Source organism: Nonomuraea sp. CA-143628, assembly GCF_050942315.1.
Lineage (GTDB): Bacteria > Actinomycetota > Actinomycetes > Streptosporangiales > Streptosporangiaceae > Nonomuraea.
The window spans coordinates 11,066,105-11,086,702 of sequence record NZ_CP192072.1 but is presented as its reverse complement, the minus strand read 5'-3'; the positions used below and the strand labels follow the sequence as shown (position 1 = coordinate 11,086,702).

The 20,598-nt window shown below is 69.1% G+C and carries 22 protein-coding genes; 8 read left to right on the top strand and 14 right to left on the bottom strand.

Annotation, left to right across the window (positions count from 1 at the left end; translation table 11 throughout):
* Window positions 1-276 precede the first annotated feature (276 nt).
* The 8 genes from ACQP2T_RS50290 to mycP all read right to left on the bottom strand — a co-directional run bounded on the left by ACQP2T_RS50290 (window position 277) and on the right by mycP (window position 5,512).
* Window positions 277-708, bottom strand: a complete 432-nt coding sequence (locus tag ACQP2T_RS50290; RefSeq protein ID WP_433511897.1) for a hypothetical protein — start codon at window positions 706-708, stop codon at window positions 277-279.
* Window positions 708-1,466 (bottom strand): hypothetical protein, encoded by a 759-nt coding sequence (locus ACQP2T_RS50285; protein WP_433511896.1) that lies wholly within the window; start codon window positions 1,464-1,466, stop codon window positions 708-710. Before ACQP2T_RS50285 ends, ACQP2T_RS50290 begins: the two co-directional genes overlap by 1 nt.
* Window positions 1,467-1,532: 66 nt before the next feature.
* Entirely contained in the window at window positions 1,533-1,853 is a 321-nt protein-coding gene (locus ACQP2T_RS50280; RefSeq protein WP_433511895.1) for a hypothetical protein, read from the bottom strand.
* A complete protein-coding gene (locus ACQP2T_RS50275) occupies window positions 1,854-3,209 on the bottom strand; it encodes a hypothetical protein (RefSeq protein WP_433511894.1) in 1,356 nt (451 codons plus the stop codon).
* A gap of 8 nt (window positions 3,210-3,217) precedes the next feature.
* Window positions 3,218-3,616: a hypothetical protein gene (locus ACQP2T_RS50270; protein WP_433511893.1), complete on the bottom strand. Its 399-nt coding sequence runs from the start codon at window positions 3,614-3,616 to the stop codon at window positions 3,218-3,220.
* Between the two features lie 8 nt (window positions 3,617-3,624).
* Window positions 3,625-3,924: a WXG100 family type VII secretion target gene (locus ACQP2T_RS50265; protein WP_357647093.1), complete on the bottom strand. Its 300-nt coding sequence runs from the start codon at window positions 3,922-3,924 to the stop codon at window positions 3,625-3,627.
* Window positions 3,925-3,952: 28 nt separating this feature from the next.
* Window positions 3,953-4,279 (bottom strand): WXG100 family type VII secretion target, encoded by a 327-nt coding sequence (locus ACQP2T_RS50260; protein WP_357647091.1) that lies wholly within the window; start codon window positions 4,277-4,279, stop codon window positions 3,953-3,955.
* 96 nt (window positions 4,280-4,375) lie between these two features.
* On the bottom strand, window positions 4,376-5,512 hold the full coding sequence (gene mycP / locus ACQP2T_RS50255; RefSeq protein ID WP_433511892.1) for a type VII secretion-associated serine protease mycosin: 1,137 nt from the start codon (window positions 5,510-5,512) through the stop codon (window positions 4,376-4,378).
* Between the two features lie 127 nt (window positions 5,513-5,639).
* On the opposite strand from mycP, the gene ACQP2T_RS50250 reads away from it, so the two are divergent.
* From ACQP2T_RS50250 to ACQP2T_RS50240, 3 genes are read left to right on the top strand one after another with little or no spacing between them, the layout of a single operon-like run.
* Window positions 5,640-6,263, top strand: a complete 624-nt coding sequence (locus ACQP2T_RS50250) for a hypothetical protein (protein WP_433511891.1) — start codon at window positions 5,640-5,642, stop codon at window positions 6,261-6,263.
* On the top strand, window positions 6,260-7,474 hold the full coding sequence (locus ACQP2T_RS50245) for a hypothetical protein (RefSeq protein WP_433511890.1): 1,215 nt from the start codon (window positions 6,260-6,262) through the stop codon (window positions 7,472-7,474). Before ACQP2T_RS50250 ends, ACQP2T_RS50245 begins: the two co-directional genes overlap by 4 nt.
* Window positions 7,475-7,532: 58 nt before the next feature.
* On the top strand, window positions 7,533-9,341 hold the full coding sequence (locus tag ACQP2T_RS50240; protein WP_433511889.1) for a protein kinase domain-containing protein: 1,809 nt from the start codon (window positions 7,533-7,535) through the stop codon (window positions 9,339-9,341).
* Here ACQP2T_RS50240 and ACQP2T_RS50235 read toward each other — a convergent pair whose 3' ends face one another.
* From ACQP2T_RS50235 to ACQP2T_RS50215, 5 genes are all read right to left on the bottom strand, one after another.
* The gene (locus tag ACQP2T_RS50235) at window positions 9,342-10,802 is read right to left on the bottom strand and encodes a hypothetical protein (protein ID WP_433511888.1); all 1,461 of its coding nucleotides are present in this window, start codon (window positions 10,800-10,802) and stop codon (window positions 9,342-9,344) included.
* Window positions 10,803-10,896: 94 nt separating this feature from the next.
* Complete coding sequence (locus ACQP2T_RS50230) at window positions 10,897-11,838, bottom strand: DUF5996 family protein (protein WP_433511887.1); 942 nt, start codon at window positions 11,836-11,838, stop codon at window positions 10,897-10,899.
* Between the two features lie 321 nt (window positions 11,839-12,159).
* Window positions 12,160-12,681 carry a hypothetical protein gene (locus ACQP2T_RS50225; RefSeq protein ID WP_433511886.1) on the bottom strand — a complete coding sequence of 174 codons (522 nt, stop codon included), beginning with the start codon at window positions 12,679-12,681 and terminating at the stop codon, window positions 12,160-12,162.
* A gap of 136 nt (window positions 12,682-12,817) precedes the next feature.
* Window positions 12,818-13,540: a 5-formyltetrahydrofolate cyclo-ligase gene (locus ACQP2T_RS50220; RefSeq protein WP_433511885.1), complete on the bottom strand. Its 723-nt coding sequence runs from the start codon at window positions 13,538-13,540 to the stop codon at window positions 12,818-12,820.
* A 12-nt stretch (window positions 13,541-13,552) separates the two neighbouring features.
* Window positions 13,553-13,699: a hypothetical protein gene (locus tag ACQP2T_RS50215; protein ID WP_433511884.1), complete on the bottom strand. Its 147-nt coding sequence runs from the start codon at window positions 13,697-13,699 to the stop codon at window positions 13,553-13,555.
* Between the two features lie 179 nt (window positions 13,700-13,878).
* Between ACQP2T_RS50215 and ACQP2T_RS50210 the strand changes: the two genes are divergently transcribed.
* From ACQP2T_RS50210 to ACQP2T_RS50200, 3 genes are all read left to right on the top strand, one after another.
* Window positions 13,879-15,132 (top strand): hypothetical protein, encoded by a 1,254-nt coding sequence (locus tag ACQP2T_RS50210; RefSeq protein ID WP_433511883.1) that lies wholly within the window; start codon window positions 13,879-13,881, stop codon window positions 15,130-15,132.
* A 259-nt stretch (window positions 15,133-15,391) separates the two neighbouring features.
* The gene (locus ACQP2T_RS50205; protein ID WP_433511882.1) at window positions 15,392-16,699 is read left to right on the top strand and encodes a hypothetical protein; all 1,308 of its coding nucleotides are present in this window, start codon (window positions 15,392-15,394) and stop codon (window positions 16,697-16,699) included.
* Window positions 16,700-16,709: 10 nt separating this feature from the next.
* Complete coding sequence (locus tag ACQP2T_RS50200) at window positions 16,710-17,072, top strand: ASCH domain-containing protein (RefSeq protein ID WP_433511881.1); 363 nt, start codon at window positions 16,710-16,712, stop codon at window positions 17,070-17,072.
* Between the two features lie 191 nt (window positions 17,073-17,263).
* Here the strand turns inward: ACQP2T_RS50200 and ilvA are convergent, their stop codons facing one another.
* Window positions 17,264-18,514: a threonine ammonia-lyase IlvA gene (gene ilvA, locus ACQP2T_RS50195; protein ID WP_433511880.1), complete on the bottom strand. Its 1,251-nt coding sequence runs from the start codon at window positions 18,512-18,514 to the stop codon at window positions 17,264-17,266.
* Between the two features lie 182 nt (window positions 18,515-18,696).
* Here ilvA and ACQP2T_RS50190 point away from each other — a divergent pair, with 182 nt between their 5' ends.
* Window positions 18,697-19,701, top strand: coding sequence for a serine hydrolase domain-containing protein (locus tag ACQP2T_RS50190; RefSeq protein ID WP_433511879.1), 1,005 nt, complete (start codon window positions 18,697-18,699; stop codon window positions 19,699-19,701).
* 169 nt (window positions 19,702-19,870) lie between these two features.
* Window positions 19,871-20,554: an SUKH-4 family immunity protein gene (locus ACQP2T_RS50185; protein WP_433511878.1), complete on the top strand. Its 684-nt coding sequence runs from the start codon at window positions 19,871-19,873 to the stop codon at window positions 20,552-20,554.
* The last annotated feature ends 44 nt before the right edge of the window (window positions 20,555-20,598 follow it).

Genomic DNA, 20,598 nt, shown 5'->3' with positions numbered 1-20,598 from the left:
ACATGAACCCGCGAAGGCGCCGAATGTGACAGGAGACCGGGAGACGGATCAGGCCGTCGAGGAACGGAAATACAGTGAGTAGCTGGAGGCGGCTGTCACCTGGCTGTCGGCGGAGGCCCTGCAGCCCAGCGGATCCTCCTCATCCATCAATCTCCGGACCCTGATCGACCTCGGGCTCGCCTGGGTCGGCGACATCCGGACGCTGGGTCTCCGACTCTCCGGAAAATTCCGCCTTTGCTACCCACAGGCCACCAAGAACATGATCTTCAGGATCTTCTAGGAGCCGTCCACGCGTCGTTGGATGCGGGCGAGGTCGGCCATCGCGTTCTCCATGGCCCTGTCGTAGGTGTCCTGCGCGGTCTGCAGGCGCAGCTCGGCCGGGTTGCCCTCCTCGGTGAGGTCCGGTGGGGCCGCGCCCCACCGCTCGGCCATGAGCGCGTTCGACTTCTGCTGAAGGTCGGCCAGTGAGGCGCCGATCAGCTCCAGGATCGTGGTGGCGAGCCTGTCCGAGCCCCAGCGGAGCGCGCGCGGGTTGATGTCCAACGCGGTGACGCCCTGGGTGGAGCACTCCACCGTCACCAGCTTCTCCGCGTCCTGGGCGAACCCCTGCACGGCCAGGACCTGCTCGTACAGCTCCGCGAACCCGTCCAGGGGGCGCTGGGTGTCGGCGATCATGCGGTCGATGGCCGCTTCGTCGAAAGCCGGCATCACACTTCCTTCGTCGGATTCGGGTGGGTGCCCTGCGTCGGGTTCGGCTGGTTGCGCTGGTTCGGGTTCGGTTGGTTGCCCTTCGGGAGGGCCGTCTCGCTGAGGTCGTCGGCCGCGGCCGAATTGGCCGCCATTCCGCCGCCTATCGTTGCCACGCCGCCGAAGGCGAGCTTCTTAAGGGGCGACACCTCGGCGAACCGGCCGGCGATCTTGCCGGCCAGGCTCTCCGATCCCCTGAGGAAGGTCTGCAGCTTCAAGGCGCCCTGACCGGCCTGCTGGTCGGCCCGGCGGCCGAACATCGTCGCCGCCACCTCCGCGGCGGGCCGTACATAAGGGTTGACCCGCCCGAGCTGGTAGATAGCCCCCGCCAGGAGGATGGCGGCGCCCACGTCGAACATCAGGTTCCCGGCGAAGTCGAGAGCGTCGGCCGAGGTGCGCATGGAGTCCGCCGTCGCCTGCGGCAGGTCCGCCTTGTCGGCCACCTCGCCGCTGTGCGTGTCGACCGTCTGGTGGAACAGCTCGGCGCTCGTCGCCATCCAGTGCACGTCCTTGACGGACTCCTGGACCAGCTGAGGGTGCTCGCGTAGCCCAGCTGACAGCTCCTCCCACTGTTGCGCGGCCCGCCGTAGCTCGGGAGTGTCGGCGGCGGTGAGGAAGATGATCAGTCCGGCGTACTTCGCGCGGCCGCCGCCCAGCAGCGCCGAGCCCAGCTGGGCCATGCCTGCGCCGGCGATGACGGACTGCGGTTGTGTCGGCATGTGTCCTCGCTCTCAGACTTGCTCTCGGACGGCGGCCCTCGGACAGCGGCTCTCGGATGGTGGCTCTCAGACCGCCGTGACGCGGGTGGCCGCGCCGTCGCCCTGGACGGCGGCGTTGGCCGTGTCGAACGCCTTCGACTCCATCTCGGCCAGCTCGTTCCTGGTCGCCGACACGTACTGGTGGGCAGCCAGCTTGACCTGGTCGAGCGCGTCCGCCAGCGACGAGCCGAAGAAGCCGAACAGGCCGTACGCGCCGGAGTGCACGTTGAGCCCCGCGACGACGTGGGTCATGTCGTTGAGGCGCTGCATGGGCTTGCCGGCGATGTTGCGGCCAACGTCACGGACGGAGTCGGCGTTCAATTCCATGCGTTTGAGGTCGCTGGTCACTCAGTCCACCACCGGTTGGCCGGGATCGTACGCGGGACGGAACAGGCCCGGCTCATCAAGGGGCGGCGGGGCCGTCCGGTGCGCGACCGGCGCACCCTCGTACCCGGCCGGGCCGCCGCCCATCGGCATGAACGGCATGCCACCGGTACCGGCGGCCGCCCCTGTGGGGCCGCCGGACGATGCGGGGTTCGTGGCGGGCCAGGTCCCGTCCACGACCGGCACGACGCCGGGCCGTACGGACGGGCCGGTTTCGCGCGGGAGGCCACCGAGCGGGCTGCGGGCCTGGTCGGCGACAGGGTTGCTCTCGTCAAGGACAGAGTGCGTGGGGCCGGACCGGTACCGGTCGCCGGTCCGCGCGCCGTCGGCCCGCTCGGAGTCGGTCCGCGGGTTGTCGGTTCGCGTGGAGTCGGTACGCGGGTCGCCGGTCCGTGTGGAGTCGGTCCGCGTGGGGTCGGTTCGTGCGGCGTCGGTCCGTGTGGAGTCGGTCCGCGTGGGGTCGGTTCGTGCGGCGTCGGGCTGGGTGCCGGTCGTCGGCGGGTATCCGGTGAGCTGGGCCACGGAGGGTGTGCCGCCGGTTGACGTGATCAGCCCGGGGACCTGGCCCGGTGTCGTCCCGAGAGTCGGGGGAGCGGCGGTTCCAGGGACCGCCGCGGCGAGCGGCGCCCCCAGAGCGGTCTGCGGCGTGGCGGGCGACCCCGACGCGATCGGTGACGCCGCCGGATCCACACTGGCCAGCCGGGCGACCGGACGCGTGGACTCCAAGTCGATCCCGCCACCGGTCGGCGTGCTGTCGCGCACAACAGGAGGCAGGTACGGCGCGCTGGAGGCCAGGTTGGCGTCCCACGGCAGCCGCTCAGGCAGGACCCCATGCGCGTCCCGCAAGCGGCCGTTCAGATCCGCGAGGAAGCGCCGGGCGTCGGCGTCGGGGTCGTTGCTCAGCTCACGGGAGATGTACGAGCCGGTGTCCACCGTGGCGTACTGCTCCTGGGTGGCCGGCTCGAACCGCTCTTTCGCCGTGGCCAGCTCACGACTGGCCTGCTGGACGGATGACGGGATGTCGCCGATCTGGCTCCGCAGCGTGCCGAGATACGACTGCACCCGCGCCATCCGCCCGAGCATGGCCCGCGCCGACTCGCCGCCCCAGTTTCCATCGGCGACGAGACGTGCGGCGTATTGGGACAACTCCCTGATCGTCTGGTCAAGGAGTGTGCCGGCCGATTGGTAGGCGTCCGCGACACCGCCGAACTCCTCCGGCCGGGTGCTCATGATCAACCGCCGGATCGAGTCGCGCCCGCCGTAGCTCTCGGGCGCGCCGGCCGGCAGCGCGCCCTCCTTGATCGGCTTCGGTTCTCCCACGCGCGCCTCTATCCGGCAGTTCCGGTAGATCCGACAGACTCGGCAGATCCGGTACGGCGAGCGGTGTCGCCGGCCCGCTGGTCGGCGTCCCTGACGGTGTTCGCGGTGGCGACCAGGTCCTCGATGACCCTGCTGACCAGCTCGGTCACGAACCCCATCGTGTCCACCGTGGCCATGCGCGCCCGTTGCATGGTCTCGGCGTACCCCCGTGCCACATCCCAGTCGCCGACGGCCGTGAACGACAGGTCGGGCACCCGGTGCCCGGCCGACTCGAGCCGGGGCAGCAGATCCCTCGACATCGCCCCGGCGACGTCGAGCAGCGCGTCCGGCCGGCACATCGCCTGGTCACCGGCCGCCGCCGGGTCGATGACCAGCTCGGCGGGTATCCCGTTGTCGCCTTCAGCCATCGTTCGGCTCAGGTGCCCCAGCGCCGGACGTTGGCCTGCTCGGCGTCGCGCATGATCTCGGTCGCGTCATGCAGGGCCGGGCCGAAGCGCTGCATGGTGTCACCCATCGTCACCACGGCCTCGTTCCACTGGCGCTTGGCCTCCAGGTAGACGCCCTTCGCGGAGCCGTCCCAGGTCTCCAGGATCTTCAGGTCGTTCTCGAGGTCGGTCAGCTCGCCGACGAGGTTGGCGTACGCCCGGCCGAGCTCGGCCGCGATCTCTTCCATCTCGTCGAAATCGGCGAGGATGATGTCTCCGCCACCGGTCATTGAGATCCTTCCCTGACGTCGATCCCGCTCATTTGACGGCACCGCCGTTGAGCGCGGCCATGAGGTTCTTCGTGACGGCCTGGGTGGAGGTGCTGGCCTCCTCGTACTCGATCCCCGAGCCCTTGAGGTTCTCGGCGATCTGGTGGAGGGCGTCGATGACCTTCTTGAACTGCGGGTTCCACTCGTTGAGAACCTGCGTGTAGACGGTCGCCGACTCGCCCTTCCACGAGCCGCCGAGCTGCTCGGGGATCTGGAGCAGTCTGTTGTGGATCTGCGTGATGTGCTCGTGCGCGGTCAGCGCGCGAGCGGCCGCGTCGTGCTGACTGCCCTGCTGATAAGTGGTCGGCTGCGCCACGGTTCACCTCCCGGTATCGAACGTGGGACAACGCGAGCACCATAAGCCGGTGCGCAGAGGGGCTGATCTGACTTCAACATTCCTGGAAATGTTGGATCACCCGGCGCGCCAGCCCCGCCGCCTGGCCTTGGGGAGCATGATCGCCACGAAGACCACCAGCCCGGTCACCGCGACCGTGCCTCCCGCGATGCCCACGGCCAGCCCGCGCGTGCGCGGGTCTGGGGCGACGGCTTTGGCCACGACGACGGGCACCCCGCCGCCCGCCTTCTCCACCGAGTCGGGCAGTACGGCGGTGACGGCGAGCAGCGGGTTGACCAGGCCCGCGCCGGTCCCGGTGGCGCCGCCGCCCTCGGCCGTCAGCTCCACCCGGCGCTTGACCTGCCACAGGTCGAGCTCCGGATGCCGGGCCCTGACCAGTGCCACGACCCCTGACACGTACGGCGCGGCGAAGCTGGTGCCGTCGAGGTCCGTACGGTAGCCGCCGCCCGTCCACGTACTGGTGATCCCGGAGCCGGGGGCGGTGACGGAGACCCTGGTGGTGCCGTTGGAGAACGCCGACTTCGTGCCGTCGGGGGAGGCCGCGCCCACCGCGATCACGCCGGGGTAGTCGGCCGGGTAGGAGGGCGTCACCTCGCCGTCCTCACGCTTCACGTTGCCGGCCGCCGCGACGATCACCACGTCCCTGCTCTGCGCGTACGCGACGGCCGACTTGAGCTCCGGCTGGTCGTGCGCCTCCACGGACACGTTGATGACCTTCGCGCCGAGCTCGGCGGCCCGCCTGATGCCCCGGGCCAGCAGCGACACCTCGCCGTCCGGCGTCTCGGTCTGCTTGATCGACAGGATCCGCGCGCCCGGAGCGACGCCGAGGAACGGTACGCCGCGCGAGGTGAGGTCGCGGCCGGCGATGATGCCCGCCACGGCCGTACCGTGGCCCACGCAGTCGCGCTGGTCCGTGCCCGTCAGGTCCTCGGAGATCGTGATCGCCCCGGCGAGCTGCGGGTGCCGCGCGTCCACGCCGCTGTCGACCACGGCGACGGTGACGCCTTCGCCCCGGGTCAGCCGCCACACCCGCTGGAAGCGCAGCCGCTCCTGCGGCCAGGGCTTGCCGCTGACGTCCTGGACCCCGGCCTCGGGGTTGCACGGCGGAGCGGCGGCGTCCGCCCACGCGGAGGTGAAAGGCGTGATGGCGAGCAGCAGGGCGAGGGCGGTGGTTCCGGCCCAGGAAATGGCCATGTAATGGGATTTTGCCGGTCTTGAGCGGCAAGCCGGATTCCGTTCCAAATTCTTTGAAGTGAAGCCCCGGCACGCCCGGCGCGGGATACAGAGGGGAGGGGCGCAGACCGATATCCGGGAGAGATTCATGCCGACACCTGACGACGGCGGCGAGCGGGACGACACCAGGGACGGCCTCGGCCTGCCGAGAGACCAGCGCAATGGCGTCGAGTCGGGCGAGGACGGGCGCGTCTACGACGTAAAGCTGGACCCGCGCAACACCGAGGAAGAGTACACCGACTACCTGCAGACTTACGGGCACGGCGGGTACCCGCCGACCGCCCGGCCACGGGTCTCCGAGACGACGCGCGATGAGTTGCTGACCAAATACCACGTCGATCCGGGCGGGGCGAAGAAGGAGATGTTCATCAAGATCGCCGACTTCGTGGATCCGGAGACCGGCAAGCCGCGGCCCGACTCGCCCGTCGAGAAGCTCCGCGCCGACCTCGACCGGCTCAGGGGGCTGGGCGGCACGCCGAGCCTGGAGGTTCTCGTCACCCGCTCCGCACTGACCGAGCGCGACCTGGGCACCTGGCAGGCGGCCACCGACCTGAGGCTCACCACCGACAAGGCGCAGACCAGTATGAAGAGCGCTGTCACCCAGCTCTGCTCGGTCTACGAGGCCATCCTGGAGACGCTCGACCAGACCGTGAAGGCGGCCATGGACGCCGACCAGGCCGTGGCCCAAGGCCTGCGTGGGACGGCGACATGACCGGTTACACCCTTTACCAGCTCAAGGACGGGACACGTCCGCTGCCCGATGACATCGCCACGAGCAAGGGTGACAGCGAGAACAGCCAGGGCATCGTCGACCTCATCCGCAACCACACCGACCCGCGGAAGATCGAGGACGCCGGCCACAACTACGCGACCCTGGCCGCGAGCTGCGAGGAGTCGATGCGGAACCTCCAGGCGGAGGCGCAGCGCATCGCCGCCTCCCTCGGCGGGGAGCCGCTGGAGGGCGTCTTCAAGAAGATCGGCGAGCTCCAGAAGGATCTCGCCGCGGTGAACTACAGCGCTCAGACGGTCGCCAACCCTCTCATCTGGTACGGCCGTGATGTGCTGCCCTTCTTCCGGGACAACGTCCCCCAGGTCGGCGGCGCGGGCTGGGACGACGATCTGCGTGACAGCGTGTTCGGCACCGACGGCAACGCTCACGCCCTGGCCCGCCACCACTTGCGACAGCTCAACAGGTTCATGGGAGTGGTCTACGACCGGATCGCCCCTGAACTGGAGCAGCGCGCGGCTCCGCCCCCCGGCGCGGGTGTCACTCCCGTGGACCTGCCGAAAATCGACGGCCTGGGCGGCAACGGCCGGCTCGGCGGCGGTGTCTCGGATCCGTACACGGGCCTCGGCAGCCCGTACTCCAGCCTGTCCGGCCTGACCGACCCCACGTCATCCGGCGTCGGGGACCCGTCCGGCCTGACCGGCCCGAACCAGCGCCCGACCGATCCCAGCACGAACCTCCCGGACCCCAACGGCGCCCAGAACCCGAACCTCCCCGGCCTCGACCAGACTGGTGTGAAGACCCCCGACCTGCGGAGCCCCCAGACCCCGGACCTGAAGAATCCCGCCGACCTCAAGACCCCGGGCCTGCCCGACACCAAGGCGAACCTGGCCGGCTTCCCGGACACCATGTCGCCCGACCTGGCCCATAGGGTGAACACGGGCGTACCCTCCACCGGCCCGCTCACCCCCTCGGGGACCGGCACCGCCACGACGGCCGCGCAGGGCGCGGGCGGCCTGACGGCCGGCGGGGCCGCGCGGGGTGGGACCGGTGGTATGCCGATGGGCATGTACCCGCCGGGCATGGGAGGTGGCGGCAACGGCCAGGAGCAGGACCGCGAGCGGACCCGGTTCCCGATGATCGAGGACGAGGCGTTCGAGACCGACGACCTGGGCGGTCCCGCAGTGATCGCATGACGGCGACGTGTCGGTTGATGGAGAGGGCTGGCGGCTGCCGGCCCCGGGAAGTGAACGCGTGACGGTGACGGAGAAGGTCCGTGGTTACCGGCTCCAGGAGCGGGCCGGGCAGGACGGGCCGTGGAGCGCGTACCTCGCGACGGCCGACCGCGACGGCGCCTCGGTGCTGCTGCGGTCCCTGGCCTGCCGCCGCGTGGACAAGCGCCGGCTCAAGCCGCTGCTGCGCGGCTTCCGCTTCCCGGACGTACTCGCTGCCCATCCGAACGTGATCCCGGTACTCGACGTCGGCACCACCGCCGACGGCCGCCCGTACCTGGTGACCGAGCTGCACGGAGGCTGCACGCTGGCCGAACGGCCCGGCCGGACCCTGCCCGCGCCGCCGGGCGAGGCGCTGCGGGTCGGGCGCGCGGTGGCCGCCGCGCTCGCGGCCACCCACGGGGCGGGCGGGGTGCATGGCGATGTACGGCCGGAGAACGTGGTCCTGCCCGAGCAAGGCGAGCCCAGGCTGACCGGGTTCGGCATGAGCGGGCTGATGTCGTTGGCCGAGCTGCCCGACGGGACGTCCGTCTCCGTCCACTCGCCGCCTGAGCTGCTCGAAGGCCGCTCGGCCAGTCCGGCGTCGGACGTGTACTCGCTCGGGTCGATGCTGTACGAACTGCTCGCCGGGCGGCCCGCGTTCGCCCTGGACGGGCCGGACACCTCGGCCCGGTTCGTCTTCGGCGTGCTGAGCGAGGAGCCGCCGCCCTTGGCGTCCCCCGGGCTGCCGCCCGACCTCGTGTCCGCCGTCAATCAGGCGATGGCCAAGTCCCCCGACTCCCGCCCTACGGCCGCAGACCTCGCCACCCGCTTCGCCCACGCCGCCCCACCGGGCCCCGACCAGTCGGCCCCACCCAACGTCCACCAAGCGGCGCCACCCACGTACAAACTGGTCGCTCCGAGCTCCCGCCTGACGCCCTCGCAGACCGGGCCGGGGGACTCGCCACCGGGCTCGCCGTCGATGCCGTCGTTCCCCTCGGCGCCACCAGTGGCGGCGGCGCCGTCGTCGGCGGCGGCCGCTGAGACGTCGATGCCGCGCGCTCTCGTCTGGACCGTCGACCCAGACCGCTCGGCGTCGCTTCCCCGACCGCCCCGCCCGCTCTACCCGTCATCCCACCAGCCGGGTACGGCGCAGCCGCAGGCCCCGGCGGAGCCGAGGCGCAGAAGCAAGAAGGTCCCCCTGTTCATCGCCGGCACCTCCGGCCTGGCCGTACTGATCGGCGCGGCCAGCGTCGCCGCCGCCATGAACGGCCGCCCGTCGACCCCACCGCGCATCACCCTGGAACCCCAGTCCGCCACAACCGGAGGCACCGACCCTGGCGGCACCGACCGTGGCGGCACCGACCCCACGACTGGCGGCGCCGACTCCACCGCGACCGCCAAGCCGCCCAACTCGACCGCCCCGACCCCACCACCCAGCGCCCTGCCGTCTACCGCGCCCTCCATCGCCCGCCCCACCAAGACCCTGGACGCTGCGGCGATGAGCGCGCAGCGGCCCAAGGACCTCAGGGTGGTGACCGACAACGGCTCGACCGTGACGCTGTCCTGGAAGCAGCAGCGCAAGAGCGACTTCCCCATGGTGCTCCAGCAGTCTCCCGGGGACCGCGTGCTGTCGACGGGGAGCGGCAGCAGCACGTTCACGGTCGGCGGCCTGGACGCGGCCACGGGCTACTGCTTCAAGGTCGGCACGGTGGTCAGACTCGGCCAGCCGTCGTCCGTCGCCTGGTCACCGTCCCTGTGCATCCGCGGCGCGGTGGAAACCGACCCGGGCGGCCGGGACGAACAGGTCCAACCGCCCATCGTCCTCCCCCTGGCCACCCCACCCACCTGATCACGGATTAGTGGTCGGCTCGCCGCCGGTTTGCTCACGCGCGAGAAGTCCGCCCAGGGCGGCGGCGAGGACGGGCAGCCCCACGACGACGGCCGCGATCACTGGCCACGGGGTCTCGAAGGGCACCCGTGGCGGCGAGTCCCATGAGTTCGACGCCGTCAAAGGCCATAGCAGCAACATCCCGATAGGGCACCCGGCGACCGCGCCCAAGACTGTTCCGCACAGCGTGCTCAGCCCCGCACGGGAAGCGGCGAACCACCGGAAAGTCGCGGCCGATCCGTCACCGGCCCGCCTCAGCACCCGAACCGCTCGCGAGCTCGTGTCCTTGCCGTCCCCGGCGGCCCATGCACCGCAGAGGGCGATGAGGAGAGTCGCCGCGGCGACGACCAGCCAGGTGGTCTCAGCCTGGAATCCTCGCTCGACATAGGTTTCCGCGACGTCGCCCAGCCGGCTGTCGAGCCGCGCCTGTTCGCCCGCCGAGATGCGATGGAGGGAGGGATCGATGATCAGTTCGTCCGGCTCCAGCTGATAGCCGAGATTCCGGACGACCTTCGCCGGAACGAAGATCGTCTGCATATTCGGATCGACGGTTCTGGCGGCGATCGCCGGGATGGTCTTGGTCGCCAGCGGGCCGTTGTTCCCAGTCACGTCGTAGCCGATCTCGACGGAGTCGACCTTCACGTCGGCGTTCATGACCACCACGGCCTTGCCCTCGTCGTAGGGCGTTGACTGGTCGCCCGTGATGTACCGCAGCAGTGCCTCGTCGCCGATGACTTCGTGCGGGTAGACGGACTCTTCCAGCAGGCCGACGTTCTCGGCATACGTGTTGAAATGTCGGTATTCACGCGGACCCTCACTCTGGGCGATGGGAACCCCGGGTAACTCCCGCTGGATCGCCGCACGTACGGCACCGGCCTGGTCCCCCGAGAAAAGCCGCACCACGAGGGTGCCCGGCCGGGCGCTGGGGGAGTAGGCGGCCCTGTCCTGCGCCGTCATGCCGACCGCGACGATCGTCAGCGCGACGCCGAAGCTCGTCGCCATCATCGTCACGGCGATCGCGGGAGCCGTGGTCGGGCGACGACTGGCCAGGTCGCGGACCGCCAGCCGAACGGGCAGCGGCAGCCGTTCCGCGTACCGACCGAGGATTTCCAGCAGCAACGAGGCGAACGGGCCGAAACCGAGGAGTAGCAGACCTCCGCCTATGAGAGTCGCCAGGAACATCCCAATCAAGACGAGGCCGCCGTAGCGCGTATCTGCACGCGCCGACCACGCACCGAATGCCATCATCCCGACGCCGACGAACGACAGGAACAATCCCCCGACCACATATCGCCGGAGTATGCGTACGTGGCGATTCCATGGGGCGGACTGCCCCGCGATCGCCACAGACGCGCAGGCGAACACCGCGGGAATGGCCATGGCCAGGCCGATTCTCAGAAGAATCGAAAGGTCGAAGATCATGGCCGAATGCTAATGAGCTTCAGCCGGCGCCGTACGGGCACTGTGACGGTATTGAACAGGATTCCGCACCAGCTGCCCGCCAAGCGTGCATCTGTCACCTTCCGGCGCTCAGCTCCGGATCGGTGACCCCGCCGGGGCAGGCGAGCCGGCCGATGTCCCAGCCCGCGCGCCGGGCTCCGGCCTGGTAGGCGCTGTCGTAGAAGGCGAGGACGGCGGCGCGCGGATCGGCCTCGGATCGGGCGTCGGCGTGGCGCAGCACGGCCAGATGGCTGCCGCGCTGCTCGATCCACCGCGCGGCCGCGGGCTCCAGGGGTTCGCTGTCCAGCCCCTCGGGCTCGGGAGCGGTGTAGGAGTAGAAGGCCGGGTCCGCGAAGGCGTCGTCACCGAACCAGAAGCCAGAGCTGATCACCTCCCGCGAGTACGCTTCCCGCGTCACCGGGTCGGCTCCGGACGGCTGGTCGATCACGCGGTCGGAGAAGCGGGTGCAGGCGATGTCGAAGGTGTGCCAGAAGTGGTGCACCGGACTGATCTTGCCCGAGAAGCCCGCCGCGAACTCCTCCAGCAGGAGGTTCACCTGGCTGAGAACCTGCCAGTAGCGGGTGACCTGGGCCGGATCGTAGTGCGCGTGCTCGGTGTCGTCGGCGAACGCCCGGTCCGCGTCGGGCAGGTCGAACGGCCGCGGCACGGGGATGTCCACCCGCACGTCGAGGGCCGCCAGCGCCCGCATGGTGTGCTGGTAGAAGGACGCCACCGACTGTCCCGGAAGCGCGAACGACACCGCCCGGCCGTCCACCGTGGCGATGATGAGCCGGTGGCCGACGAAGTCGAAGTCGATCGTGAAGATCTGGTTGCCGTCGGCCTGCCCCATCGGACGGGTGGTGATCCCTCGCCCGGTGACATGGAACGGCGCGTTCCACCAGTGGTTGCGCCGCACCGCCGAGGCGAGCCGGATCTTGCCTACTACCTGGCAGAACCGGTGCAGCGTCGCCTTGGTGTCCCGCCACTCGGCTGACGGTACGGCGGTGTACAACTCCATGACGCCATCGTTCCCACACGTTCGCGCCGCTATCCATGCGCCGGCAGGAGCCCGGCTTGGCCATCAGAGGTTTAGCGCACTGCTCAATACGTGCACCCGATCTGCATCGCCGGCTTCGGAGGTGGGTGCGTACGCCCATTGGAGTAGCCGGGACGCCGCCCAAGGGCTGATGTGAGCCGGTCAGCCGCCACCGCATGATGATCGCTGTCCGATCACCAATCGGAAAGGGTCGGCCTCCCCGGATCACCATCCTTCCGGGAGCAACTGACGACCTGGAGCTGCCGAGTCCCGCCTGGATTGGCCTGCGCGGAGATCAGGCACTCACCGGACCGGATGTGTCGCGTCGGTTCGCGGGACCCAGCCGGCGAAGACGCCCTCAGGGCTGTGCGTCGAAAGCGCCTCCGCGATCGAGCCGTGCAAGGCGGCGGTGTCAGGCAGCCTGAGGTGGTACTCGTCCGACTGGTCGTAGAAGGACAGGTCGAGCCGCGCCGACGGGTATCTGCTGATTCCGTCCACGACCGCCGCTTCACCCTTGAATGCGGCCGCGGCCCCGACCAGCTGCGACGGGTACACCTCGCCGTCGGTGATCCCGACGGCCACGGCGGCGGCGATCATGATCGGGCAGATCGCGAAGAGCGCCTTGCGCATCAGCCCGATCGCCATCGGGCCACCCAGCCAGATCCGGGCAAGCCAGAAATACCAGACCGCGCTCCAGAACACTCCCACGAAGATCTCGAAGGGGGCGGCGTCGTTCCGCCAGACGAGCACAATGCCACCGATGAGGCCGGGCCAGAGGATGGCGAGCAGACCGACGGCCGACTTGTGGGCGAGAGGGCGCTGCATGCGCGGAATCCTAGTCTTCCGGCACCTGGAACCTCGGCGACACCGCCTGCCGCCTCGCCGCCACCGCCCCGCCGCCACCAGGCAGCCCAGGAGACCTCCGGCGACGGGACGCCCGGTGGGAGACCAATTGATGGATCTAGTTGAAGTGTCTCTTCGCTCGCTTCCCCAGCACTGGGATCGCAGCCACCTTCTCCGCGGGCATGCTCGGCCAGATCAGCCCGTTCGGCCGCCGTGCGGAAGGGCAGGCAATGATGTCCTTCTCCGTGATGATGAGGTCGACGCGAAAATCGTGCTCCGCCTCAGGCAGAGGCTCATCGACAACCTGAAGTGAATGGACGGTGGTCACAATGACGGTGTTGTCGTTGACCAGGCCGTCCTCGATGAGTAGTGCCACCTCGATGTCGGAGTAACCCGCCCCTTTGCCCAGCCGCACCCCTTGGCGGTTGACGGCGACGGTCCCGCACACCACGAGGTCGATCGGCCGCATGTCTTCCGTACCCACGAGCGGGCTGTTCGCGGCAGCGGCCCTGCTCGTCGCGGCTTCTGTCGGTGACATCCGCGATCGAGCCGGATCGATCAGATAGAACGGCCGCACAGTCGCGATCTTCGGAACCGCCATGTAGAGCAGCTTGTTCTCGGCCAGCGCACGGGCTCGGACAGGCAGTTGCGCAGTGTCGGGGTTGGCCTTGATCGTCCTCGCCCGCTGCCACGGGGCTGTCGATGCCAGGAGCTGGGCTGCACGCTCGGAGCCGATGAAGTCAGGGATGTGGCCACGAGCGTCGGAAGTAGAGATCTTCGCCTCGATCAGGGTGGACCACACCCGCTCCCTTACGGCGTTCTTCTGATCGTCGAGGTTCATACGCCAACCTCATCATGTGATCATCAGCCCGAACAGCCGATCGCTGATCTCCTGCACCCAGGGCTCATGGCGCCAGGGTGCCAGCTCGCGTCCAGCGGAGAAGGCGATGTTCATGCCGCCCCCGCAGCGGGTCTCCTCGACCAGACGGCGATCGATCAAAGTCCCTGGTGATCCATTCGTAGACCTCGTCGTTGAGGTCGGACACCAGGAGGACCGTGTCCGTGTCTGCCGTCGATTGTCATCCTGACAGCGCTACGCCGCAGGTCATCTACTACGGGTTATCGATTAGCGACTCGTGCCACCTCTGCTGGCGCGGCCGCGCTCGGAAGGGAGCCCTCATGACCATGTCCTCGGCGGTGCCCGTCACTAATGCGATAGCGATTCGTCCTGGGGAGCCGTTGATCGGCAGCGTCCAGGTGGACGGGTCGAAGACGGCCGTGCTTCCGCTGCTCGCCGCAGCTGCGGCGGTGGGTCGGCCAGTACACCTGGGCAACGTGCCGCAGTGCCAGGACGTGCGGACAACACTCGACCTGCTACAGCGATGCGGCTTCAGCGCCGCGCGCTCGGTCACCAACCCGGAAGAGGTCGTGATCCTGCCGATCTCCAGTCCCGGTCGGCCACCCGAGCTACCTGATGTGGCGACCATCCGCGCGCCGTACTATCTGGTGCCTGCGCTTCTGGCTTCCTGCGGGCAGGCGTGCCTGCCGTGGCCCGGCGGCTGTCCCGGCGGCGAGCGGGGCCTGCATTTCCGCATTTATGAGGCGTTTGGCGACCGAGTGCTGCTGGGTAGCTCGGGCTATCAAGTGCACAGGGCGGAGAGCAGGACGAGCGAGATGGAGCTCGGGCTGCCGTTCCGGTCTCGGGGCGCCACGGTGGCGGCCGTGCTGCGGGCGGTGATCGACTGCTGTCCTCTGGCGTTGTTCCAGCCGAACCTGTCTCCGGAGGTGACCGAGATCCTGGCCTTTCTGCGGCAGGCGGGGTGGGAGGTGAGTGCGGATGAGGACGCGGTCAATCTGGCGCCGCCGTACGAAGGCAGCAACACTCCGGTCATTTGGGAGGTGCCGGGCGACAAGGTCGAGGCGGTGGCGCTCGCGTGTGCGGTTGCGGTGGAGGCTTTCGCCTGGCTGGGGATAGCCGCATATGCCGGATCGGACATGGTGACGGTGCGGGCCAACGATACCCAGCTCACGGGGAAGCCATTGCGGGCGATCGCGTCATCGGCGCCGGGCGGGCTGGATGCCGACTTCGAGCCGTCGCTGATGGCAGTGGCTCTCGGGACGCCGGGGACGCATTTGTTCGCCGACACCATCAATCCAGGGTGGCATGGCAACCTGATCCCGCAACTCGCCCGTCTCGGGGCGGTCATCGAGCACTTGTCCGCGACACACTGCCGGCTTGTGGGGCCGCAGCGGCTGGTTGGGGCTCGGGTGAAGGCCAACGACATCCTTAGCGGCTCCACCCTCATCATCGCCGGATTGGCCGCCAGCGGCACCACCACCGTGACCGGCCTGGCACAGCTACAGCGAGGGCACGCGGACTTGCCGAGCAAGCTACGGCAACTCGGCGCGAACATCACCGAGAGAGTGGCATGAGTCGGCGTACAAACATCGATCAAGGCCCTGAGTAGCACGTATTGCGAAGGTAATCGAGGCTGTCCTACAACAGAAACCGATTCGAGGAGTTAGCCCCAACAAGTCCAGCGCGATGGTGTCTGTAGGCAAATTTCCTGTTTTTGATAGCTGCGCGACAAGTAGCCCGCGTAAAGGGCCTGCGCATAAATCGATGGTCGAGGATCATTAGAGGACGGCGAGGACGCCACCTCGTATCCCGGATGTTCTTAGGGTGATAACTATGGGTTGGCCGGCACGTATCCGCCACGAACGTCAGGCCCGCGACTGGGACGTGCACAGCGTGGCCAGACGCCTGAGGGCCGCCGCCGGAGATGAAGCCCTACCCGATCACGCGTCGCTCGTCCGCACCATCCGCCGCTGGGAGTCCGGCGAGATCGCCACGATGACCGAGCGCTACCGGCTGCTGTTCGCCCGCATCTTCTCGCGTGACGTGAGGATGTTGTTCGACGACCATGAGAACAATGGGGAAGAGGACCAACAACCGCGATCGCAGGAAGAGGACGATCCCACGAACCGGCGCGACGCACTCAAACTGGGCCTGGCCACTGCTGTGGGCCAGGTGCTGGGCGAGGCCGCCGACGAGGCATTGGAGTTCACCCGGCGTGCGAGCGTCTCTGCCGTCGGTCGTGGCACCCTGGATCATCTCCAGAGCGTGGCCTGCGATATCGCGGTCGGCTACTCTCGGCGCGCACCGGCGGACCTGTTCACCGTGGCCCGCCTCTACCGGCGCAAAGTCGATCGGCTCATCGCCGGACCGCACACCCTCAAGGAACAGCGGGAGCTGTTCGTCAACGCCGCGTGGCTATCAGAGATCCTGGCCTGGCTGGCCCACGACCTGGGCGACTCGCTGACCGGAGAAGCGTACGCCATCGACTGTTTCGAGCACGCCAACCAGGCCGGGCACGACGAGCTGTGCGGCTGGGCCGCCGACGCGATGGCGTCCATCGCCCTGCACGCGGATCGGCCCGCTCGCGCGGTCTCGGCCGCGCTACGGGGCCTCGGCCGCGTCCCCACCGGCCATCCGCTGGCGGTACGCCTGCATGCCCAAGCCTCGCGCGGCCACGCCCGGCTCGGTCAGCGGGACGACTTCGAAGAGAGCTTCCAGCAGGCCGAACGACTGTGGAACGCGTTGCCCAGCCGTACTCCCGCCCGTCCGGACGGCATCGACACCGGCCCTCTGGCCACCTACGCGATGACCACCTACACCGCCTCGTCCTACATCTGGCTCGGCGACTATGAGCGGGCCCGAGACCATGCCGAGCGCGCGGTCGCGGCACACGAAGCGACTCCGATCGGCAAGCGATCGCTCAGCCGCGAGGCGATCGCTCAGTTGGATCTGGGCATCGCGCTGGCGTTCCTCGGCTCGCCCGGTGACGCGGCGGCGCTGGGTCTGCGGGCATTGGCCTTGCCCCGCCTGGTCGCCTCCGTCCAGGCGCGGGCGGCCGACCTGAATACCGTACTTGCAGCGAAGTATCCCGAAACGAGCCCGGCAGCGGAGTTCCGGGCGGCGCTGACCGCTACGCGATAGGAACGCCAGCATGAGCGAGCGCGACGATGTCCCCGCCCGGCGGGAGCTCACTATTCGCAAGCCGTACTTCGACCTCATCGCCTCGGGCATCAAGACCGTGGAGGTGCGGGTGAGGTATGCCAGCATGCGCAAGATTCAGCCTGGCCAGGAACTCGACTTCGTCTCAGGTGTCGAGCGGTTGCGAACCCGGGTCATGCGGGTGAGCGAGTATGCGTCCTTCACGGAGATGCTGGAGCATGAGGACCCGATCGCCGTCGGCGGAGAGCTCGGCAAGAACACCGACGAGCTGCTCGCGGTGATCCGCAGCATCTACCCTCCCGAGAAGGAAAGTCTGGGCGTCCTCGCCATCGAGGTCGAGACGCCCGGCCAATAGCTGTCAGGCCACCGGCCAGTCTGCTGTCACGTACACAGCGGGGTTCGCCAGGGAAGGGCGCCAGGTGGTCCAGCACGCTGTTCCGCCGGGAGAGGGGATCGGTTTGTGCGGGCAGGCAGTCCACCCATTGCCGATCTTGGGCTGGCCTTTTGATCGTTTACGGTCGGCCGCCAGCACGCCGTGGCGGGAGGTCAGAGAAGGAAGGTGAACAGCGGCGAGCCAGGCGGGACGCGCTCCACAGTGAGCGGACCGGCCTTCATGCGGAACAGGAGACTGTCGAGATCACTGGCCCGCTCAAGCTCGATACCGACCAGCGCCGGACCGGTTTCGCGGTTGTTCTTCTTGACGTACTCGAAGGCGATGATGTCCTCGCCCTCGCCCAAGACCTCGTCCAGGAAGTGCCGCAGGGCGCCGGGACGCTGCGGGAAGGTCACCAGGAAGTAGTGCCGCAGCCCGATGTGGACGAGAGAGCGCTCCAGCACCTCGCCGTACCGGCTGACGTCGTTGTTGCCGCCCGACACCACGCAGACCAGCGGCCCTCCGGAGGAGTACGGCAGCAGCTCGCGGGCTGCCGCTCCCGCGAGGGCTCCGGCGGGCTCGGCGATGATGCCGTCGGTCTGGTACAGATCCAGCATCTCGGTGCACACCGCACCCTCATCGACCGCGACGACCTCATCGACCAAGTCCTTGACCAGCGGGAACGTCGCGTCTCCCACCCTTCCGACGGCGGCGCCGTCCACGAAGGTGTCCAGCTCGGGCAGGGCGAGGGGCCCGCCGTGGTCGAGGGCGGCGCGCATGCTGGCCGCTCCGGCGGGTTCGGCGCCGATGATGCGGGTGGCGGGTGAGTGCTCGCGGAGCCAGACGGCGATGCCGCTGATCAAGCCGCCGCCGCCGACCGGGACGACCACGGTGTGCGGCGCCTCCCCGGACTGCGCCAGGATCTCCAGGCCGACCGTGCCCTGCCCGGCCATCGTCATGACGTCGTCGAACGGATGTACGTAGATCGCGCCGGTGTGCTCGCTGTCGGCGTGCGCGGCGGTGCTCGCCTCGTCGTACGTGCCACCGCCGACCACGACCTCCACCCGGTCGCCGCCGAGCGCCGCGATGCGCTCGCGCTTCTGCCGTGGCGTGGCGGAAGGTACGTACACGCGCCCACTGATCCCGAGACGCGCACAGGCGAACGCGACTCCCTGCCCGTGGTTGCCCGCGCTCGCGCAGACCACACCGCGCCGCCGCTCCTCATCCGTGAGCGAGGCGATCACGTTGAAGGCTCCGCGCACCTTGTAGGAACGGCAGACCTGCGCGTCCTCGCGCTTGAGCAGCACCTGACCGCCGAGCAGGTCGGACAGCCGCTGGTTCGGCTCCAGCGCGGTGCGGCGCACCACCGGCCGCAACCGTTCGGCCGCCTGGCTGATCATCGCGGTGGTGAGACGGTCGGTCATGCACACTCCAGGCACAGCGGTTGATCAAGGGATGTTAGCAAGGCGTCGCGTGGTGGTGACAACGGCAGCCGGTGCCCGTCGCCAGGCGAGCACACTGGTCACAACGATCCCAACAGGTCATGCGATTCCCGCAGCACCCGTCTCCCTGTACACCTCGCCAGGAGCGCTTCAATAATGAGCCGGTGATCGATGAATCGTTGCCATCGAACTCCGACCGAACACCTCCGACACTGCTTCGTGACCGGACCGCCGCTCTGACCAGGATGGCCGGCTACGGCGCCCACGACCCACTCATGGTCGGCGTGCAGCAGGGCAGCGCACCGCCTGCCTTCCTGGTCGGCGGACGGACCGCAGCCGGGGAACCGTTGACCGCCGGCACGATCGTCTACACCGCATCGCTGTCCAAACAGATCACGGCCGCATGCGCGGCTCTACTCGTGCAACAGGGTCGGCTGGACATTGAATCAACTCTGGCGCAGTGGATGCCCGAGCTCCCCGCGTGGGCGGCCACCGTGCGCCTGCGCCACCTGATCTCCCACACCAGCGGCCTGCCTGAGGGCATCGAATTCGACGATCTCCATCGCGCGAAGCTCGACCGCACCACCGCCGGCGTCATCGGCGCACTTGTCCGGCTCGACCACCTCGTCAGCACACCGGGGACCGAACACCGCTACTGCAACGCCGGCTACGTCTGCCTGGCCGTCATCGTCGAACGCGCGGCGCGCCGGCCGCTGCCCGACTTCGCACACGAGCACGTATTCGCCCCGCTCGGGATGGCCGACAGCCGATACTGGTCCGGCCCGGCCCCGCATCCGCCCGGAGCCGAACCCCTCGACCCGCACTACCCGGCACCGCTGTCCCTCGGCGACGGCGGGATCTGGTCGACCACCCCGGACCTCATCCGCTGGAACCAGGCCTTGGAACGCGACGAGCTGGGCGTCTCCGCGCTCCTGCAGACGCCCGGCCACCTGGACGACGGCACGCAACTCGACTACGCGTGGGCCCTCGGCGTCCGTGAGCACGCGGGCCAGCGGATATACCAGCACGGCGGTAGCTGGGCCGGGCTGAGCGCACAAATCGTCCGCCTCGCCGATCAGCGCTCCAGTTTCGTCATCATCGCCCTGGACAACGACGAGGACCGCACGGCCACTTTGGCCACCGCCATGATCGAGGAACTCACAACCTAGACGCCACCCGCCACCCGCCGCTAGCGGTCGCGGGCCGGCGGCCGGTTCCTTCCAGGTCTCTCCCGCGCTCGCCTTGGGGACGCGCAGCGCGGTCATGCCCAGGGTGGACAGCGCATGGCAGGGCGGAATCGGATTCGCCGGAAGCGGCTCGATCCGCAACGCTGTTGTTTTGACCGCTTCCATCCGCCAAGAGGCCCGCGGCGCCCGTGCCGCCGCCGAGTTCGGAGTTCCGGCAGTGCTTTTCGACGTCACCCGCGGCGAACTCGCCGACATCTTCGGCGAGGACGGGCTCGCGACCCTGCCCGCCACCGCCTTCCCGCCCTCCACCGCGGACACCGAGGGCGCCCGCCTCCTGCAGACCGTCGGCGTCCCCACCGGAACGCTCTGGCTGCGTGAGCCCGACGAGGACTCCGGCCGGCTGCCCCTCGTCCAGGACGTCGTCGACCCCGAGGACTTCGAGGACGCCTCGGGGAACGCGGGCGAATGGCCCGTCATCGGCTGGCTGCTCAACGCCCACCTTGCCCTCGACCCCCGTTCGGGCAAGGTGCACGCCTTCGACGCCGACGAGGAGACCGCGCGGGAACTCCACACGGACGTCTCCTCCCTCGTCCAGGTCACGCTCCGGCTCCAGCGCCTGCTCGAGGAGTTCACCTTCAGCGGCGACGACGGCGACGAGGAAGCCGACTTCGAGCGCCTGGAGCGCGAGGTAGAGCGTATCCGTCAGGAGACGAGCAGCATTGACCCGCTCCCCTTCCAGGACGACGAGTCCGTCTGGTCGGTGGTCGGCGAGGAGATCGCCATGGGCCGGCGCTTCAAGGGCACCAGCCCAGGAGCCCGCTCGCTCTACGGGTGATCGCCGGCCGATGTGGTGACGGACGGGCCCATCTGCTGACCCGC